Origin of the sequence: Streptomyces sp. NPDC058221 (genome assembly GCF_042882365.1) — a bacterium.
In the GTDB taxonomy this organism is placed as follows: Bacteria; Actinomycetota; Actinomycetes; order Streptomycetales; family Streptomycetaceae; genus Streptomyces.
In genome coordinates this window covers 37,930-55,693 of sequence record NZ_JBHVWF010000041.1, presented here as the reverse complement: position 1 = coordinate 55,693, position 17,764 = coordinate 37,930, and the positions used below count along the sequence as shown (strand labels likewise).

Annotated in this window: 20 protein-coding genes and 3 pseudogenes; 13 read left to right on the top strand and 10 right to left on the bottom strand. The window is 68.5% G+C overall.

Annotated elements, in window-relative coordinates; translation table 11 throughout:
• The 4 genes from ACFVW8_RS16055 to ACFVW8_RS16040 form a co-directional block, all read right to left on the bottom strand.
• Window positions 1–794 (bottom strand): FG-GAP-like repeat-containing protein (locus ACFVW8_RS16055; RefSeq protein WP_389690256.1); only part of this gene is annotated, 794 nt, incomplete at its 3' end.
• A gap of 311 nt (window positions 795–1,105) precedes the next feature.
• Window positions 1,106–1,972, bottom strand: coding sequence for a GyrI-like domain-containing protein (locus ACFVW8_RS16050; RefSeq protein WP_389690254.1), 867 nt, complete (start codon window positions 1,970–1,972; stop codon window positions 1,106–1,108).
• A gap of 195 nt (window positions 1,973–2,167) precedes the next feature.
• Window positions 2,168–2,680, bottom strand: a complete 513-nt coding sequence (locus ACFVW8_RS16045) for a hypothetical protein (protein WP_389690252.1) — start codon at window positions 2,678–2,680, stop codon at window positions 2,168–2,170.
• A complete protein-coding gene (locus tag ACFVW8_RS16040) occupies window positions 2,677–3,042 on the bottom strand; it encodes a signal peptidase I (protein ID WP_389690250.1) in 366 nt (121 codons plus the stop codon). Before ACFVW8_RS16040 ends, ACFVW8_RS16045 begins: the two co-directional genes overlap by 4 nt.
• Before the next feature lie 393 nt (window positions 3,043–3,435).
• On the opposite strand from ACFVW8_RS16040, the gene ACFVW8_RS16035 reads away from it, so the two are divergent.
• The 5 genes from ACFVW8_RS16035 to ACFVW8_RS16015 all read left to right on the top strand — a co-directional run bounded on the left by ACFVW8_RS16035 (window position 3,436) and on the right by ACFVW8_RS16015 (window position 6,496).
• Complete coding sequence (locus ACFVW8_RS16035) at window positions 3,436–3,597, top strand: hypothetical protein (RefSeq protein ID WP_389690248.1); 162 nt, start codon at window positions 3,436–3,438, stop codon at window positions 3,595–3,597.
• Window positions 3,594–4,163, top strand: coding sequence for a sigma-70 family RNA polymerase sigma factor (locus tag ACFVW8_RS16030; protein WP_389690247.1), 570 nt, complete (start codon window positions 3,594–3,596; stop codon window positions 4,161–4,163). The genes ACFVW8_RS16035 and ACFVW8_RS16030 overlap by 4 nt, the downstream gene beginning before the upstream one ends.
• Window positions 4,160–5,026: a hypothetical protein gene (locus ACFVW8_RS16025; protein WP_389690245.1), complete on the top strand. Its 867-nt coding sequence runs from the start codon at window positions 4,160–4,162 to the stop codon at window positions 5,024–5,026. Before ACFVW8_RS16030 ends, ACFVW8_RS16025 begins: the two co-directional genes overlap by 4 nt.
• 177 nt (window positions 5,027–5,203) lie before the next feature.
• Window positions 5,204–5,800: an RNA 2',3'-cyclic phosphodiesterase gene (gene thpR / locus ACFVW8_RS16020; protein ID WP_389690243.1), complete on the top strand. Its 597-nt coding sequence runs from the start codon at window positions 5,204–5,206 to the stop codon at window positions 5,798–5,800.
• Between the two features lie 231 nt (window positions 5,801–6,031).
• Complete coding sequence (locus ACFVW8_RS16015; RefSeq protein WP_389690241.1) at window positions 6,032–6,496, top strand: phosphotransferase; 465 nt, start codon at window positions 6,032–6,034, stop codon at window positions 6,494–6,496.
• A 62-nt stretch (window positions 6,497–6,558) separates the two neighbouring features.
• Here ACFVW8_RS16015 and ACFVW8_RS16010 read toward each other — a convergent pair whose 3' ends face one another.
• Together ACFVW8_RS16010 and ACFVW8_RS16005 are read right to left on the bottom strand one after the other, a co-directional pair.
• Entirely contained in the window at window positions 6,559–7,065 is a 507-nt protein-coding gene (locus ACFVW8_RS16010) for a DinB family protein (protein WP_389690239.1), read from the bottom strand.
• A 138-nt stretch (window positions 7,066–7,203) separates the two neighbouring features.
• Window positions 7,204–7,641: a glutaredoxin domain-containing protein gene (locus tag ACFVW8_RS16005; protein WP_389690237.1), complete on the bottom strand. Its 438-nt coding sequence runs from the start codon at window positions 7,639–7,641 to the stop codon at window positions 7,204–7,206.
• A gap of 858 nt (window positions 7,642–8,499) precedes the next feature.
• Between ACFVW8_RS16005 and ACFVW8_RS16000 the strand changes: the two genes are divergently transcribed.
• Window positions 8,500–9,261, top strand: a complete 762-nt coding sequence (locus tag ACFVW8_RS16000; protein WP_389690235.1) for a metallophosphoesterase family protein — start codon at window positions 8,500–8,502, stop codon at window positions 9,259–9,261.
• Window positions 9,262–9,334: 73 nt separating this feature from the next.
• Entirely contained in the window at window positions 9,335–10,177 is an 843-nt protein-coding gene (locus ACFVW8_RS15995) for an endonuclease/exonuclease/phosphatase family protein (protein ID WP_389690233.1), read from the top strand.
• On the opposite strand, the pseudogene ACFVW8_RS15990 reads toward ACFVW8_RS15995, so the two are convergent.
• Window positions 10,125–10,433 (bottom strand): annotated as a pseudogene (locus tag ACFVW8_RS15990) (MFS transporter); the annotation flags it as partial. The gene ACFVW8_RS15995 and the pseudogene ACFVW8_RS15990 sit on opposite strands and share 53 nt — an antisense overlap.
• Between ACFVW8_RS15990 and ACFVW8_RS15985 the strand changes: the two are divergent.
• The 3 genes and pseudogenes from ACFVW8_RS15985 to ACFVW8_RS15975 all read left to right on the top strand — a co-directional run.
• Window positions 10,324–10,722: pseudogene (locus ACFVW8_RS15985) on the top strand (DUF5937 family protein); the annotation flags it as partial. The pseudogenes ACFVW8_RS15990 and ACFVW8_RS15985 overlap by 110 nt on opposite strands.
• Entirely contained in the window at window positions 10,613–10,894 is a 282-nt protein-coding gene (locus ACFVW8_RS15980; protein WP_389690231.1) for a DUF5937 family protein, read from the top strand. The pseudogene ACFVW8_RS15985 and the gene ACFVW8_RS15980, both read left to right, overlap by 110 nt.
• Window positions 10,803–11,066 carry an ArsR/SmtB family transcription factor gene (locus tag ACFVW8_RS15975; RefSeq protein ID WP_389690259.1) on the top strand — a complete coding sequence of 88 codons (264 nt, stop codon included), beginning with the start codon at window positions 10,803–10,805 and terminating at the stop codon, window positions 11,064–11,066. The genes ACFVW8_RS15980 and ACFVW8_RS15975 overlap by 92 nt, the downstream gene beginning before the upstream one ends.
• A 29-nt stretch (window positions 11,067–11,095) precedes the next feature.
• On the opposite strand, the gene ACFVW8_RS15970 is transcribed toward ACFVW8_RS15975, so the two are convergent.
• Together ACFVW8_RS15970 and ACFVW8_RS15965 are read right to left on the bottom strand one after the other, a co-directional pair.
• Complete coding sequence (locus ACFVW8_RS15970; protein WP_389690230.1) at window positions 11,096–11,896, bottom strand: SAM-dependent methyltransferase; 801 nt, start codon at window positions 11,894–11,896, stop codon at window positions 11,096–11,098.
• Window positions 11,897–12,049: 153 nt separating this feature from the next.
• The gene (locus ACFVW8_RS15965; RefSeq protein ID WP_389690228.1) at window positions 12,050–12,652 is read right to left on the bottom strand and encodes a TetR/AcrR family transcriptional regulator; all 603 of its coding nucleotides are present in this window, start codon (window positions 12,650–12,652) and stop codon (window positions 12,050–12,052) included.
• Window positions 12,653–12,949: 297 nt separating this feature from the next.
• Here ACFVW8_RS15965 and ACFVW8_RS15960 point away from each other — a divergent pair, with 297 nt between their 5' ends.
• From ACFVW8_RS15960 to ACFVW8_RS15950, 3 genes and pseudogenes are all read left to right on the top strand, one after another.
• Window positions 12,950–14,092, top strand: a complete 1,143-nt coding sequence (locus ACFVW8_RS15960; protein WP_389690226.1) for an FAD-dependent oxidoreductase — start codon at window positions 12,950–12,952, stop codon at window positions 14,090–14,092.
• 138 nt (window positions 14,093–14,230) lie between these two features.
• Window positions 14,231–15,540 (top strand): annotated as a pseudogene (locus ACFVW8_RS15955) (NAD-dependent succinate-semialdehyde dehydrogenase); the annotation flags it as partial.
• Between the two features lie 166 nt (window positions 15,541–15,706).
• Window positions 15,707–16,534 carry an aldo/keto reductase gene (locus ACFVW8_RS15950; protein WP_389690222.1) on the top strand — a complete coding sequence of 276 codons (828 nt, stop codon included), beginning with the start codon at window positions 15,707–15,709 and terminating at the stop codon, window positions 16,532–16,534.
• Window positions 16,535–16,573: 39 nt separating this feature from the next.
• Here ACFVW8_RS15950 and ACFVW8_RS15945 read toward each other — a convergent pair whose 3' ends face one another.
• Window positions 16,574–17,749 (bottom strand): PP2C family protein-serine/threonine phosphatase, encoded by a 1,176-nt coding sequence (locus ACFVW8_RS15945; protein ID WP_389690220.1) that lies wholly within the window; start codon window positions 17,747–17,749, stop codon window positions 16,574–16,576.
• Window positions 17,750–17,764 lie beyond the last annotated feature (15 nt).

Genomic DNA, 17,764 nt, shown 5'->3' with positions numbered 1-17,764 from the left:
CCGTTGACGTCGCCGACCGACTCGGCGGTGTTGGGCCCGCTGAGCGAGTGGGGGCCGTTCACGCACGAGTCGTCGGTCGCGCAACCCGCGCCGTCGGAGTCGTAACCCCACCACTCGGACTTGTCCAGGAAGTCGAGCCGGGCGGTCGGCTCGCCCGCGCGTGAAACGGGGCCCTTCCACAGGTTCGCCTGCTGCGGCACGGAGTCGTCGCCGTCGGTCTCGGCGTCCGCGAACAGCGCCAGGTCGGCCTTTCCGTCACCGTCGAAGTCGCCCACCTGCGGGGTCCGTCCGAAGCCGGCGATGGCGGTGCCGCCGGTGAGTCCCGAGGGGGAACCCCATACGACGACACTGCCCGCCGACCCCTGGGAGGAGCCGATCACCAGGTCGCTGTAGCCGTCGCCGTCGAGATCACCCTTGCTGAAGGTGTTCCCGAACCGCTGCTTCGCGGTGGCCGCCCCGGGCACGCCGCTCGTCGAGCGGCTCACGACCTTCCGGTGTGCGGGATCGATTCCGTCCGCCGATCCGTATGTCACGGCCACATAACCCGCCTGTGCCTTGCCGGACACGGTCGCGCCGGGGGCTGCGGTGACGAGGTCCGCGTAGCCGTCGCCGTTGAAGTCGTCCGCCGACGTGGCGCGGCCCCCGGCTGCGTGGGCCTCCCCGGGGGTGAGCGATACGACGGTCAGACCGGCTGACACCAGTAGCGCTGCGGCCAGTGGGGCCGCTGCCCGGGCACTGTGTCTTGTGCCGGTCCGTCCAACGAGTTGGGTGTCAGGCCGTCGCATCCATAGCATGAAGTCTTCCTTCGGTCGCCATTTCGTATTCACTTCGTATGACGGTGCGAGTGAGGAGATGGTTGTGCGCCACATGGCACCGAATGTTTTGTGCGGGGCAGTTGTGGCGCAATTTGCGTGCACATTCTGTTCGTTCCGGATGGTCCAGAAGCGCATTCGGCGATGTGAGGCGTCGTTCTGAATCGAGCCGGCGAGACGTCAGGATCAGAGCAGACCACCGAGGCATACGGCGGCGTCGGAGTCCGGTCGGGCAAGTACTGGCGAACCCGGAGCAGTTCACCGACACCGATCCGCCGTCCTGCCTCCACTTCTCAGACGGCGGTCCGCTCCACGGGGATCCACAACTCCGCGTCCGCCTGTGCCGCGTCCTGCGAGAGCCGGGTCCGCAGGATCTCGGGACCCGGCCGGCTCCGGTACGGGTTGGACGGGAACCACTGCGTGAAGACGTCCCGCCACAGGTACTGGAGCGCCTGCGGAAACGGTCCGGAGTTCCCGAAGACGGCCCACGTGCCGGCCGGGACGGTGAGCGCGTCCAAGTCCTCGGGCGCGGCGGCACCGGTCACCACGCCGTGGTAGTAGTCGAGTTCGGTTCCCTCGGCACGGCTGTGGTCCAGATTGTCACTCACCGAGACGATCCCCTCCGGCTCCTGATCGGACAGGCGCTGGATCCGCTGCACCGTGTCCTGGCCGATGCCCCGGACGAACGTGGCAATGGCGGGGTTCATCCCCTCGTGCACGAGGGGAACGCGTGCCTTCCTGCCCACCACACGGAACTCGGCCTTCTGCACAACCCGGTACCGCATGCTGCTGCTCCCCTCGACGACGAGGCGGAAGGACATCCGTGGCTGGGACTGCAGGCTCGCACCGGCCCGCCTGGCCTCGCCGGGGCCGACGCCGTGCATCGCACGGAAGGCACGCGCGAACGCCTCGCCCGAGGTGTAGCCGTAGCGCACCGCGATCTCCAGCAGCGTCCGCTCCCCGGTCAGCACCTCGGCACCCGCGACCGTCAGCCGCCTGCGCCGGACGTACTCCGACAACGGGACCCCCGCCAGCGCGGAGAACAGCCGCCGGAAGTGGTACTCGGACGTCACCGCGATCCGTGCCGGCTCGGCCACCTCGATCCGCTGATCGAGGTGGCGTTCGATGTGCTCCATCGCCTGGTTCAGCCGCTCCAGCACCCCGGACTCCTTCCCTTTCGATCACTCAGGTTAGGAGCCCCCTGCCTCACCGGGCCCGACATCCTGTGCCCGGTCCGGTCGGGTCCGACGGGCTCCGGCACGCCTGCACAGGCCACATCCGCACCGTCGGCGAGCGGTGCTGCATGGCGATCACACCGCAACCAGATCCTGTGTCCGGCGTGACGTGCGTGGCGGCTATCTGCCGGGCGGCCTTACCCAGGGAGCGAAGCGTTGTCCAGGTGCTGTGTCCTCGCGCCAATACCTGAGAACCATCTCGTGGACGATACGGACGCGCTCGGCGGCGACGAGGCACGAGACGAGCTCGTGCCCGCCGGCGTCGGCCTCGAAAGCCACCAGGACGGGGGGTTCTGCGCCGAGCTGACGCGTGACACGCAGAAGCTCTTCGGGCGACGGGGAACGGAACGCCGGATCGTAGAAACCCGAAGGGCAGCTCACCAGCACCGGGTCGTCGAAGACCAGCTCCAGGCCATGGTGGTAGGTCAGATCGTGATCAGCGGCAAGCGTCAGCCGTGCGCGGTCCCAGCTGACCACGTCCCACTCCCACCACGACCCCTCGGGGAGCCGGAGGCCGGCATGTTGCTGTTCGGCGTCCACCGTCAACCCCCTGATCAGTCGGGAAGGACCCGTATCTTCGGCGAAGGCAGCGTCCCGGACAGTCCGCAGGCCCTGGTCGGCGAAGGCGATCAACCAGTCACCGCGTAACCGGGTACGGACGGCCATCGAACGGTCAGCACCACCGACTCCTCCTCCGCGAACCAGGAGTGATCGACTCCGCGCCCCCAGACGACGTAGTCACCCTGTTCCTCCAGGAGGACGTTGCGGCCCGGGAGTTCAACGCGGAAGCGTCCGCTGATGAGGACGAGCAGGGCGGTGCGTTCCTCGCCCTGCACCCATTGCGATCGCTCGTCGCCGCGAGGGTGTACGCCCCATTTGATCTCCACGGCCTCACTGTGGCGCGGATCGCCGGCGTGCTTGAAGTGCCCCAGGAGCCACCCCCGGTCCAGCGCCGCATCCTTGCCCGCATTGCCCACGTAGACACTGTCGTTCATGCTGCCGGACGCTAGCACCGGTGCTCATGAGTGCCGGGCCGGCGGGGGCGGTGCGCCTGTCGTGCCGAACACTGAACCCTTCGGGTGCTGTGACTTGAGTCACGAGAGCCGTTTGCTGGATTTGCGCAAATTTATGCAAAAGATCGCTCCCGGGATGTGTGTGCTGGTGGCCGCGCCGACGTGCGGGTGGCCCGGTGTGGCCAATGGTGCTGGATGAGCAACAGGAAACATCTGTGTGTCACTGGGGATCTTCACTCCGTAGCGTTCATCGAATTGCCCCTGCACACTTGTTCGTTCCCAGGTGTTGTTGAGGGTGAAGGGCGCACACTCCGCGCCCTTCCCGGGCTCACAGAATTTCTCCCGGCTCCTTCGCACGAACAGAGGCTCTTGCCTGTGACGATCCATCTTGTAGCTGACCTGATGATCCTGGCGGTCACGATTCGTGTCTTCGGCAAGGACGCCCGCACCCTGCTGCGCCATCTGGCGGCCGCGGGAGTCCGGATCGGGGTGAGCGAGATGAGCCGCCGCCCCCGCGACGGGGAGGAAGGCCGGTGACCGAGTCCCGAAGCCGTACCCGCGCGGGCGCCGATCCGATGACCCAGCAGCCCCCCGATCTCTCCTTCACCGCCTTCCATCAGATGAACCGACCGCGCTATGTCCACTATGCCGAGACGTTCCTCCACAACCGCCACGATGCCGAAGAGGCGATCGACAGCGCCTTCGAACAGCTCCTGCGCACCTGGGACAAGGTCCTGATCGTCGAGAATCCTTCCGGGTACGCGTGGACGGTGATGCGGAACAAGGTCAATGACCACAGCCGCGCACGCAGGCGCCGGCCCCCGCTCCTCGACGACGAGGCCTTTAACACCTTCGCCCTGCGCGACGCCGTCGATCCGTACGGACAGATCACCGAGTCCCTCGCCCTCATGAGGGCCATGCGTCAGCTCACGGAACGTCAGCTCGACGTCATGGTCATGACGTACCTCCACGGACTGAACGCACCCGAGGTCGCCGACGCCCTCGGCATCACCAGCGCCACTGTCCGCTCCACGGTCCGCCACGCGACGCGCCGCCTGCGGGACATCCTGGGACCCGACCGTGCCATGGAAGGACGACGATGAGCCGCCACATCACGGAATTTCTCTCCCGCGCACGCCTCGTCACCACCCCTTATACCCAGGAAGACATCGACGCGGCCGAGGCCCGCCTCCTCGCCCGCCTCCACACCACCGGCCCGTCCTCGGTCCCACCGGCGCCCTGTGTGCCCGCTACGGAGGAGCCGACGGAGCACGAGGCGGCCCAGAACCTGCAGACCCTCTGCGAAACCGTCGTCACCCGCAACACCGCTCTCAGCACCCTCGACACATTCCTCACTCCCCAGCTCCCCGAGCCCCCCGGGGCACGGGTCCTCGGCTGCATCCTCCAGCTCGCCGAATCCGAGGAGAACGCCCGCTTCTGGTGGCAGTACGCGGCCGGCGCCGGTGACCCAGCGGCCGCCTACTGCCTCTACCTGCACCACCTCGCGCTCGGCGAGCGCGGCGAAGCCCGTTGGTGGGGTGAGCAGACCGAGCAGATCCAGAGCGCTCCCCCCTCCACCGACGGCTTGACCGATGCCGCCCCCGATGTCACAACCGACGACGTGCCGGTCGCCGTCAGCGACGCGCTCAACGCCGTGACGACCACCGACGCGAGACTCCTGCCCACCGCGCTGCGCATCCTCGGCGCGCTGAAGACCGACCCGGGGCCGGTGCCGGCCATGGTGGGAGCCGTACTCGACTACGTCCCCGTGGCAGTCGGCCACATCGACGACTTCGAGCTGCCCCTGCCCGCTCCCGGATTCACCGACCACATCCGCACCCTCACGGCCACCAGTCCGCCCGCTTCCGGACGGCCCTCGGTACGCAACCGCCTCCAGCCCCGTCCCAAACCCACCCGCCCCCTCATCGCCTCTGCCCGTCGCCACCCCACATGGTGCTGGGGGTAGCGCCGACGGCCCAGCGGACTGCGGGCGTCAGCCGGCTCGCCGCTGATCCCCGCAGTGCGCGGCGAGCGCCACGGCTGCCCCGTGGCCGCTCGCCGGGAGCGCCCTCCGCACCCGGCTCGCCTGCGTACCGGCCGGCCGCCGACGCATCCGCCATGCGGGTGCGGTAGGAAGTGCGGTGTGATCGAACAGACCCCGTCCCCGACCGTTCGCGTGTTCATCGCCCTCGCCCCGCCCGACCACGCGAAAGAAGAACTTGCCCGGGAGCTGCGCCCCGTCTACGACACACACCCGCACATGCGGTGGAACCGCATCGAGGACTGGCACATCACGCTCGCCTTCCTCGGGGAACTGCCCGCGGAGACAGTTCCGCTCCTGCGTCGGCCGCTCGCCGACCTCGCCGCGGCCCACCGGCCACCAAGTCTGGCGCTGCACGGCAGCGGAAGCTTCGACGGCCGGGTGCTGTGGAGCGGCATCGACGGGGACCTCGACGTATTGCACATGCTCGCCGAGGATGTGCGCACCACGGTCAAGAACTGCGGTGTCACCCTTGAGGACCGGCCCCTGCGCCCGCATCTGACATTGGCTCGCGCCCGCCGAGGAGACCAGTCCTCGGCGGAAGAAATCGCCGAAGGGCTCGCGCGGTTCACCGGCAGTCGATGGGCTGCCGAACGCCTGCACCTGGTCGGCAGCAACGCCGGCCGGAGCCGGGGGCCGATCCACTACCGTGACATCGACGCCTGGGCCCTCGGTGGCCGAAGCCGCACCGGATCCTGAACGAGCCGACCGGGGCGGCCGACCGGGGCGGCCGACCGGTGCAGCCGGCCGGGCCGGGAAAACGTCGTCGACCAGCCCGAGACCCAGCCGGCAGTCTGTTGGGCAGGTCCGACCGCGGCTCATGAACATACGGCCAGGAGACCTAGTGGTGCCCCCCGCACGCCTGCCTGACCGCGCCGACGCGGACACCGCTGCGGCTGCGCTGCGAGAGGCGTCGCGGAGATCCGCTCCATGGGATGCCCCACTCCGGCGTGGCCTGCCGTCGGTGCGACGGCAGACGGTTTCGGCTACCGGATCCAGGAGTTCGTTCCCGGGCACAGCCGGAACCAAGTGACCGCGACCAGGGCCCGGTTGCTGATCACCGTGCTGGAGCGCCATGCGGGTATCGATCCGGACCCACAACACTGCTGGTCGCGTTTTGTGAGGGAACAGGTGACCGGCCGCCGGGACGAACTGCTGCGGGCCGCGGCCGAGAGAGGTCCAACCGGGCAGCCGCTGGCCGACGCCTGCGAGCGGCTGCTCGCGGCCCACGGCACCGTCGCTCTGCCCACGGGCGGCCTGGTCCACGGAGACTTCCGTCCCGGCAACATCCTCTTCCAGCCAGGCCGTGTCAGCGGCGTCATCGATATCGAGGCCCTGGGCAGCGGATCCCGGTCGCGTGCTGATCCTTCTCGGCCGCGCCGACGGGGCCCATGAGCCGTGGGCGCGATCGCCCACCGGGCCCGGCACGGGCGGCTCGCCGCTGCTCATGGGTCGCACTACTCGCCCACGACTCCGTCGACAGCTTCGCGCAACAGGTCGGCGTGGCCGTTGTGGCGTGCGTACTCCTCGATCATGTGGGTGAAGACGTACCGCAGGGAGATGGTCTCGCCGCGAAAGTCGACTGGTTCGTCAAGGGAGTTGAAGGAGTCCGCGACGGCACGGGCGCGGGCGCACTCCTCGCGCCAGACTTCGAACGCCTCCTCGGCGTCGGCGTCCTCGACACGGAACTCGACGAACGTGCCATCGATCTCGCCGGGCCAAGGCGGTGTGACGTCCTCGGCGTTCATGACGAGGCGGAACCAACACCGCTCGACCGAGGCGGCGTGCCGCACCAGGCCGAGGAGAGTGAGCCCCGACGTCGGGATCGCTCTCCGCTTCAGCTGCTCGTGGGTCAGCCCTGAGCACTTCATGGCCAGGGTGGCCCTCTGGTAGTCGAGGAACGAGACGAGCGAGGTACGGTCCTCGGCCGTCTTCCCGGGATGTATGCGCTGGTCGTCGGTCACCGGGCGATCATGGCAAGGAGGCACTCGCGTCGGCCACCTGGATTCCGAGGCGTGGACATCGAAACCTGCCCGCCCCGTCGGAGGCGAGGGCGCAATCGGCCCGCGGGCCCGAGCCTTCGGATGCGGCGGCCTTTGCGGTCACGTGGACGGAGGAAGCAGGTCACGCACCCATCGCGGGTCCGGGTTGACGTGGGGCCGGCCTGCCACGACGACGGTCGGCACGGTCTCGTTGCCGTCGTTGGCGGCTCGCACCACTGCCGCGCCGGCGGGGTCACGCCAGATGTCGACCCAGTGCAACCGGCGGGCATGACGACCCAGCCGGTAGCGCAGTCGCAGACAGTATGCGCAGCCCGATCGCCAGAAGACGACCGGTCTGCCGTCGACCGCGCTGCGGCGCTGCGCCTCCAGCGCACCGATCGATCGCGGGAAGGCGAGAGGCGAGTGCATGCCTGCGAGCAGCACGAACACCACCAGGATCGCTGTGGACTCCCAGGCGAGTCCCGCCAGGATCGGCCCGGCCGCGACGACCGAGCCGCAGAGAACAAGCAGTATCGGCAACGTCCATGCGCGCATCATGATGACGCATGCTATCGACAAGTCGAAGTGCAGGCTCCCCTCCTGTTCGTCCTACGCCGGCCCCGACCAGGAAACGGCACGGAGCCGTGCGACGGCCCGCTGCAAATCACCGAAGGCGCGTTCTTCCTCCCGCGGACCGGTGCGGGAGGCGGCCAGGACGCTGTGACGTGCCCCGAGGATCCGGGCATATGTGTCGAAGCAGGTGAGGACCTCCTGGATCGCAAGCTCCTCCGGCGTGGGAGGAGGCGGGGGAAGGGGGTCGTTCGGGGATGACATCGCCAGACTCTTGTCTCATCGCAAAGTTACGGGTCGGGGAGAAGCGGTGCGTCCGTCAGGCGTCGCGCACTGGCTGCTCAGGTGCCGTATGACGGCTTCCGGACAGCACGCGGGGACGAGGCGAGCCGTGCGTGACGACACGTGCGCCCTGCCGGTGGGGCGTGGTCCGAGGAAGCAGGGCGGTGCCCCGGCCTCCGCGGCGAGGCGGATGACCGTGCTGGGGCCGCCCGGTCTGCTTGCCGGCGCCGGGGGCGCGTGCGCGAGCCTTGAGGAGCCTTCTTCGAATACGCGACGCTCTGGGGGACAGCATCCCCGTACACGGCGGGACGGCTGTGTGAGCGTAGAGGCGGGGAGATGGAGCGAATTGCACGGCAGGCCTTCCGGGCGCGACGAATACGTCGCCGACCAGGCTTCCCGGCACACCACCCGTCCCCGAACGGCGGGGTGGGCTGTCATCAGAGTACGCGCCACCGCAGTCGTCAGTACACTCCGGGGCGACCGCAAGGCGCAATGCGGCCCCTTGGACTACGCGCCCGGCGAAAGAGCAGCCCGCTCGGCTGTCTTCACCCCACAGTGGTGACCATGCTGAACCGAGTCGCCGTCCTGTCCGACATTCACGGAGTCCTGCCGGCCCTGGAAGCGGTGCTCGCCGAGCCGGAGATCGGCACCGCAGATCACATCGTGCTCACCGGCGACATCACCGCCGGCCCGCAACCGGTTCAGGTTCTCGACCTGTTGTCCGGCCTCGGCGACCGCGTCATCTGGATCAGCGGCAACGCCGACCGTGAACTCCTCGAATACCGCCGCGGGCAACCTGACACGATCCACGACCCGATCGCTCCCTGGGCAGCCGAACAGCTCCGCGAGGACCATCTCGACCTTCTCGGCTCGCTGCCACGATCGCTTTCCCTGTCCGTGAAGGGTCTGGGAAAGGTGCTGTTCTGTCATGCGACCCCTCGCGACGACGAGGAGGTCGTGCTGGTCGACTCCCGCCTCGACCGCTGGACGGAAGTCTTCAGCGGACTCGATTCCGACATCCGCACCGTGGTCTGCGGCCACACCCATATGCCGTTCGTCCGCCTCGTCCATGGCCGGCTCGTGATCAACCCCGGCAGCATCGGCATGCCCTACGGACGAACCGGAGCACACTGGGCCCTGCTCGGCCCGGGCGTCGAACTGCGTACTACACACTTCGACCTTCAGGCCGCAGCCATCCAGCTCGGCCAGGAATCGTCCTACCCCGGAATCGCCGAGTGGGCCGACTACTTCCTGCACGCCCGCGCGACCGATGTCGACGCCCTCGGAGCCTTCGCCCCACGGGACGGACGCGACCAGAGCCCGTGACACCCGCCCCCCCCACACCTTGTGCGGGGAGACCTCGCATGATGGCGTGTGTCTCTACTTCGAGGAGGCGAAGGTGACCGGAAACGGCGCGCGGTGGCTCGCGGGCGCCCTGATCGTGGCCTGCGTGTTGCTCGCCGGCTCCAGCGCACCGGACGGTGCCTCCATCGCGAGGCCGCTGCCGGCCGGCGCCCCCAAGGAGATCGTGCCGAACCGCGTCATGACGTGGAACATCTGCAATCCCTGCAAGGGGAGCGGCCAGAACGCAGCCCGGGCGGCGGAGATCGCCACGTACGCGCCTCAGGTCATCGGCCTGCAAGAGGCGTGCGTGGGTGATGTCGAGAGGATCCGGGATCATCTGCAGTACCAGTACGGGCTGGTCTACCACGTCGAGTACGGATCCGTTCTGCAGAGTTGGAGCCGCTGCGGGGGAGTGCCCTGGAGCCCGGGGGGCTTTGGCCAGGCAATCCTCTCGGCCACTCCGATGACCGACCAGGTGAACGTGGAGTACCCGGACGGCGGTTCCGAGGACCGCGGGTACATGGCCGTCACCACGCTCGTGGACGGCCGGCCCGTCCGGGTCTTCAACACGCACCTGGCCGAACGGAGGCAGGAATCAGTCCGGGTGAAGCAGACCGCCGTACTGGCGGAGGCGGTCGCCCGGCTTGACCGCACGATCGTTCTCGGCGACTTCAACGCGGTGCCGGATGCCGCCGAACTCACCGGGATGTGGGGTTTGTTCGCGGACGCGGATCCCGGATGCGGTCCCGCTGCGGCCGGTACGTGCGAGCCGACCACCGACTGGCGCAGCACGTTCGACTACATCTTTCTGCGCGGCTTCGCCCCGACCGGGCACGGTGTGCATCTCACTCCGTACTCGGACCACGATCTGGTGCAGGCCGATCTGAGGCGGGCGTAGCGAGGTCCGGCGTTCTCAGCAGGTTCTGTGGGCGCCCCGCGGCGGGCGGGCGAGCGTTGTCGGTGGCGACGGCTCCGGCGGAGAGGAGCGTCGCGGTGGCGAGGCTGCCCCAGAGGGCGGCCGGGCCGTGGGGCGCGAGAGTGGCGATGACCGCCGGGGAGACGGCGAGTCCGAAGCCAGTGGAGAGCTGGAAGCGGGCGAGGGCGCGTCCCAGGACATGGGCCGGGGCGAGGGCGGTGACGAGCGCCGTGGCGCTGCGGCTGCTCGCGGACCCGGCAGGTGTGCGGATGCGGGTGCGTCACACCCTCGAACAGTGCGCCGAAGCATTCTTCGACGCCGCCTGGACGGGCGTCGCCGCGCAACTCGCCACCGACCTGCGCCTGAAGAACGACCTGCTGAAGCGCCGGGGCGGCACTCGCATCGGTCTCCGGCGCCGTGACCCTGGCGCCGGACGGCAACTGCATCATCGTGGACAAGCTGCAGGACAACGCGACCGCCGCCCGCGGCACCGGGGTGACCTTCCTCCCCAGCATCTTCGGCCGCCCGCACCTGGTGTGGTCCACGCGCCCGGGTGGCAGCCGGTGGTGCAGTACCCCGTGGCCGAGTCGAGTCCACCGGAGCCGGTATCGCTGGAAACGGTCACGCTACGACTGGAGGCACTCGCGCATCCGGTACGGCTGCGGCTGCTGCGCACCCTGGCCCGCACACCACCGGTGAGCTGGCCCACGCCTGGGGACTCTCACCCCCGGAGGTCCCCCGCCACCTCGCTGTCCTGCGCCGCGCCGGCCTGCTCACGGCCCGACGGCACGGTCGTTACGTCCGTTACACCCTCAATCTGCCCGACCTGACGGCGCTGGGGACCGACCTGCTGGCGGCCGTGCTGCGCTGAGCGGCTTCGGTCGCCGATCGCCGCGAAGGTCACGCCTTGCGGCCGACCGCGCACCACATCGGCAGGCTGTCATCCGGGGCGTCGGACGGCCCGGGGCGCCAGCGGGTCAGTGTGACGACCCCCGGTTCCAGGATCTCCAGGCCGTCGAGGAAGCGGTGCACCTCCGCCTCGGTGCGCGGAGTGGCCGAGGCATGGCCGGCAGCACGCTCGTTGTAGATCCGCATGGATTCGGCGACCTCGGGGGCGGTGACGTCGGCGGCCGGATGCGACAGCACGAGGTGACTGCCGGGGGCGAGGCGGTCCAGCAGCCGACGGGTGATGTCCCAGGGGTCCTCGGAGTCCTTGATGTATTGAAGGATTGCCACGAGCATGAGTCCGACCGGCTGGTTCAGGTCGAGTTTGCCGGAGGCCGCTTCGAGGATCGTGTCCACGTCCCGCACATCGGCCTGCACATAGTCGGTCTGCCCCTCGGGCCCGCTGACCAGCAGGGCCCGGGCGTGGGAGAGCACGATCGGGTCGTTGTCGACGTAGACGACACGGGATTCGGGGGCGGCCTTCTGTGCCACCTCGTGGGTGTTCGCCGCGGCGGGAATCCCCGTGCCGATGTCGAGGAACTGGCGTACCCCGAGCTCCGTGAGGTGACGTACGGTGCGGCCGAGGAAGGCTCGGTTGGCCCGGACGGACGGCACGATCGTCGGGTTCGCCGCGGCGGCGAGTTCGGCTGCTTCCTGATCCACCGGATAGTGGTCCTTGCCGCCGAGCCAGACGTTGTACACCCGGGCCGGGTGCGCGGCCGCGGGAGGCGGTGCGGACAGCGTGTGGTCGTTCATCGATTCGTCCCCTCTGCGGCCGCGACAGCCGACTCGAACTCAAGTCCGCATACGGTACCTCTCGTGATCAGCGGCGCGGTTCCGCTCGGCACATGTCCCGTGGTGCGCGGGCGAATTCGGTTCGGCGCGGACGGTACTGCACAGGACGGCCCCCTACTTGCTCCGAGGAGCACCCGAACCGCTCGGTGGCTGCCAGCCGTTGGCGAGAATGCCGAAGACCTCCTCGACTGCGGCTCGGCGGTCCTTCTGTCCCTGGGCGAGGACCGGGACCTCGAGGACGAACCGGGCCAGAGTGGCACAGGCGAGATTGTCATGGTCCACGCCGAAATCGTCGGCGATGGCTGCGCTGAGGGTGCCGGTGTGCCGGGCCCACATGCGTTCGGCGTACGCACGCAGAGCCGGTGTGGAGTCGACCAGGTGGTTGAACTCCTCCCTCTGGGGGTGCTCCGCGATCGGCAGCCAGGAGTCGAGCACATGTCGGCGCAGTGCGTCCGGGACGCTCTGGCCGGCGGGCCGCTCCCGCACCGCGGCGATCAGCTGCGCGTCGTTGCTGTCCTCCTGGTCGAAGACGAGGGCTTCCTTGCCGGTGAAGTGCTTGAACACCGTGGTGGTCGACACGTCTGCCGCTTCGGCGATGTCGCGGATGCTCACGTGGTCGTATCCGCGCTCCAGGAAGAGCTCGAGTGCGGAGTCGCTGATCGCTCGGCGGGTGGCTGCCTTCTTGCGTTCGCGGCGGCCGGCGGGGGGCTCAGTCATACGGCGAGCCTACCCGATAGTGGCATCCGTAGTTAAGTTGTCAGATTCCACTTTTTGCCATAATCTACTTTCGTGAGCCGGGGGGCCGGTGGAGGCTCCCGTGCTTCTGGCGGCCGGCATGAGTTGTCGCTTTTCGTCTGCGGCCAATGTCTTTCGTCTGCGATCAAGTCCTCGCTTTCGCCGCCGCCGGCCTGCTGCGCCCCTCCGCGAAACGTCGCCTCCGCGGCGCCGGCGGTCGAAGCCAGGATCTGTGCCTGCTCACCTGCCCCTCTCTCTTCACTCCCGGAAGGAACACCCATGACTTCTCCGAACCCCGCACGCGCCCGGATCAGCATCATCGGAGCCGGACCCGGCGGACTGACGTGTGCCCGCATCCTCCAGCGGAACGGCATCCCGGTCACCGTTTACGACCGCGACGCCGGCCCCGACGTGCGCAATCAGGGCGGCACCCTGGACCTGCACGCCGACAACGGTCAGATCGCTCTGCGCGAGGCCGGTCTCCTCGAGGAGTTCTTCGAACTCGCCCGCCCCGAGGGGCAGGAGATGCGCCAGATGGATCCGGCGGGCACGATCACGTCCCACGAGGTCCCGGAGCCCGACGAGCTGTTCAAGCCGGAAATCGACCGAGGCCAGCTGCGCGACCTTCTGCTCGACTCGCTGCTGCCCGGCACTGTGCGCTGGGGTCATGGCCTCGAACGTGTCGACGGGCCCGCCCGAGGGGCGCGCCAGCTGCACTTCACCGACGGCACCACCGTCGAGACCGACCTGGTCATCGGCGCCGACGGCGCCTTCTCCCGGGTGCGACCGGCCGTTTCCCCCGCCGTGCCCGAATACACCGGAGTGAGCTTCCTGGAAGCGTGGTTCTCCGACGTCGACAACCGGCACCCCGACATCGCCCGACTGGTGGGCCAGGGCGGCGCCCACGCCGCCGACGGTGAGCGAGGGATGTTCGCGCAGCGCAACAGCGGCAACCACATCCGGGTCTACGTCATTCAACGCGTCCAGGCCGACTGGATGAGCGGGAGCGGGCTGAAGCGGGACGACACCCACGGGATCCGGGCCCTGCTCCTTGAGCGCTACGCCCACTGGTCGCCCCTCATGCGTCGCATGATCACCGACAATGACGGCCCTTACGTCGACCGCCCGATTCTCGCCCTCCCCGTCCCGCACGCCTGGGAGCCCAGCCCCACGGTGACGCTGCTCGGCGACGCGGCTCATCTCATGCCGCCTCTGGGTGTCGGCGTGAACCTCGCCATGCTCGATGCCTGTGAGCTGGCACTCGCTCTCGCAAACGCCACCACGGTCGACGACGCCGTCCGCGCCTACGAGAAGACGATGCTCCCCCGCTCCGCGGAGATGGCCCAGGTGCTCGAGGGCGGTGCGGAGCACCTGCTGGCCACCGAGGCGCCCGACTTCGGCGACGGCGACCACCGGCGCTGACGACCGCAGGGCTTTTTTGGGGTGTTTGTTCGGTTTGCCCATCCTGCTGCCGGGTAACCCGGGGGAGAGGCGGAATGCGATGTTCCGCCGTGCGCCGATGTCAGCCGCGCGCGCCGCCCCTCTCGTTCTGGAGATTCCATGTCGGGTCAGCACAAGAGTTCTTTTGCGACCGTGAACCCATACACCGGGGAGACTCTCGCCGAGTTCCCGGCCATCGAGGGCGAGAAGGTCGATTCCGCACTCGAATCAGCAGGTCAGGCATTCGAGGCATGGCGAAAGCGGCCTATCACGGAGCGTGCGGCCGTCGTCGGTCGTGCGGCCGGACTGATGAAGGAACGAAAAGAGCAACTGGCCCAGATCGTCACCCAGGAGATGGGCAAGCTCATCTCCGAGGCGCGCGGCGAGGTGGATCTCGCCGCGTCGATTCTGGAGTACTACGCGCAGCACGGGGCGGACTTCGCCGCCGCCGAGCGACTCGATGTGGAGGAGGGGAGGCGTACCTCGTCAATGAGCCCATCGGGGTGCTGCTGGGTGTCATGCCCTGGAACTTCCCGCTCTACCAGGTGGTCCGTTTCGCGGGACCGAACCTGGTGCTCGGCAACACCGTGCTGGTCAAGCACGCCGGTATCTGCCCGCAGTCCGCTCTTGCCCTGGAGTCACTCTTCCGGGACGCGGAGGCACCCCAGGGCGTCTACACGAACCTGTTCGTGAGCCACGACGAGATCTCGCGCATCATCGACAGCCCCGTCGTCCGAGGGGCCTCCCTGACCGGCAGTGAGGCGGCGGGAGCCCGGGTCGCGGAACGGGCCGGGCGGAACATGAAGCCCACTCTGCTCGAGCTCGGCGGCAGCGACGTCTTCGTCGTCCTCGACGGTGAGGGACTGGAGCGGACCATCGGGGCCGCGGTGGCAGGCCGGATGGCCAACACCGGTCAGAGCTGCGTGGCCTCCAAGCGGTTCATCGTGCTGGAGGGCGTCTACGACGACTTCGTGGACGGAATGCGCCGCGCGTTCGAGGCGTTGCGGCCGGGCGATCCGGCGGACGACGTGACCACCCTGGGGCCGCTCTCCTCGGAGCAGGCGGCCTCGGACCTGGCCGACCAGATCCGCGAGACCGTGGCACAGGGCGCGGAACTGGTCACCGGCGGCCACCGGATCGACCGCCCGGGCGCCTTCGTCGAACCGACGGTCATCACCGGCGTCAAGCCGGGTATGCGCGCCTACGCCGAGGAACTGTTCGGGCCGGCCGCGGTGATCTACCGGGTCGCGGACGAGGACGAGGCCATCGCCCTCGCCAACGACAGTCAGTACGGCCTCGGCGGATCCGTGTTCTGCGCGGACGTGGAGCGGGGCCGGCGGGTGGCGGAGCGGGTGGAGACCGGCATGGTCTGGGTGAACCACCCGACCTCGACCCAGCCCGACCTGCCCTTCGGCGGCATCAAGCGCTCCGGCTACGGGCGGGAGCTCTCGAAACTCGGGATGCAGGAGTTCGTCAACCGCAAACTGGTCCGGATCCTGCCGCCCGACGCGGAGCTGCGGGGCATCGCAGGCTGAGCGATCCGGCCGCGGCGCGTGCGTATATACGACACCAGAACCGACGACACCAGGAGTGACCGTGACCGCAGTGCCCGTCATCACCCTCAACAACGCAGTACAGATCCCTCAACTCGGCTTCGGCACCTTCCAGATTCCGGCGGATGAGACCCGGGCGACGACCCTGGCCGCGCTGGAAACCGGATACCGGCACATCGACACCGCGGAGATGTACGGCAACGAGAAGGAGGTCGGCCAGGCGGTAAGGGACTCCGGACTCGACCGTGCCGACGTCTTCGTGACCAGCAAGCTCGACAACGGCGACCACGCACACGACGACGCCCTCAAGGCGTTCGATCGCACCATGGACGAGCTCGGCTTCGACTACCTGGATCTCTTCCTCATCCACTGGCCGCTGCCCGGCAAGGGCGACTTCGTGGAGACATGGAAGGCCCTGGAGGAGATCTACCGCTCCGGCCGCGCCAAGGCCATCGGCGTCTCCAACTTCCAGCCCCACCACCTGCGCCGCCTGCTGGAAGGCAGCGATGTGGTGCCTGTGGTCAACCAGATCGAGGTGCACCCCTACCTCACCCAGGACGATGTCAGGGCGTTCGGAGCCGAGCACGAAATCGTCACGGAGGCCTGGTCGCCCATCGCGCAGGGCAAGGTGCTCGACGACCCCACCATCAACCGCATCGCGGAGCGGGTCGGCAAGACGCCTGCCCAGGTGACCCTGCGCTGGCACATCCAGCGCGGGGACATCGTCTTCCCCAAGTCGGTGACCCAGAAGCGTATTGAGGAGAACTTCGACCTCTTCGACTTCGAGCTGGCCGAGGGCGACGTCGGTGAGATCTCCGCGCTGAACCGGGACGAGCGGACCGGGTTCGACCCGGATCGCTTCAACGGCTGAGAGGACGCCGTACCCGGCGCGACCGCCCCGGACCGAGCCCTACCGCCACTCGATCATCAGGATGGTGGCATCGTCATTGAGTTTGTCGTTCTGGCGCTCCCGGATCGAGTGAATCAGCTGACGGAGAGCCTCCGAGGCAGGCTCTCCCGCGGCGGTGGCGCGGATGATCGAGGCCGTGAAGCCCTCCAGCCCGAATTGCGGTCCGTCTGCCAAGCGGGCTTCGGTCACTCCGTCCGTGTACAGGAGGACGCGGTCCCCGGGTTCCAGGGAGACCTCGTGTACTACGCGGGACGAAGGCACGAGACTTCCAGGGGTGCCCATCGGAGGTTCACCGGTCCGCTCCAGGGCATTTTCCAGTACCTGCTGGTCACGGATGAGCAGGGGCGGGGGATGGCCGCAGTTGATCCAGCTCATGACTCCGCTGGACATGTCCAGCTGCAGGGCGATCCCGGTACAGAACTGCTCCGGAAGCCATTCGGCGAGGGCGTCGTCGACGGTCTTGACGAGTTCGCGCAGCCCGGCACCCTTGCGCCGGGCACTTCTGCATCCGGCCATGGCGATCGCGGTGGTCATTCCTGACGCAAGGTTGTGGCCCATCGCGTCGAGGATCACGACGTGCAGCGTCGACTCGGTCAGTGAGTGGTCGAACGCGTCCCCGCCGAGCTCATAGGCCGGTTCAAGGACTGCTGTGGACAGGGCTCGCGCTTCGCCGACCGTCCGGGGCGGCAGCAGGGCCCGTACCATCTCCGCCGGCAGCGTCATCGCTTCTGTGCGGGCCTGTTGCACGAATCGGTCGCTGAAGGCGCGCTTCGAAGTGATGGCCATCGCAAGGATGGACGCGAGTGTTCTGCAGCGCTCCAGTCGGGTGCTGTCCAGCGAATCCACTTGGACCCCGAGGACTCCGAGACGTTCCACTCCGTCCACGAGCGGGAGCCAGGCCAGCAGGGTGCCGTTGTCGGTACTTTCCACCCGCAGGGCCAGTGCGCGGAACGCCCAGCCGGCCAGCGACGCGTCCACGACGTGCTGGGCTTCACCGGAGAGCGAGGTCAGCCGTTGCTGCTGCAGGTCGACGAGGCAGATGTCGACCTGGCGCAGGCCCAGCAGGACCGCGTATCGGTTGACGAGGGACAACAGATCTGTCGGAGCCGTGGAATGCACCTCTGCCAGGAATTCGTGCAGGAGATGCTCACCGTCCCCGGCAGGAGATGTACTCAAGGGAGGTCACCTTTC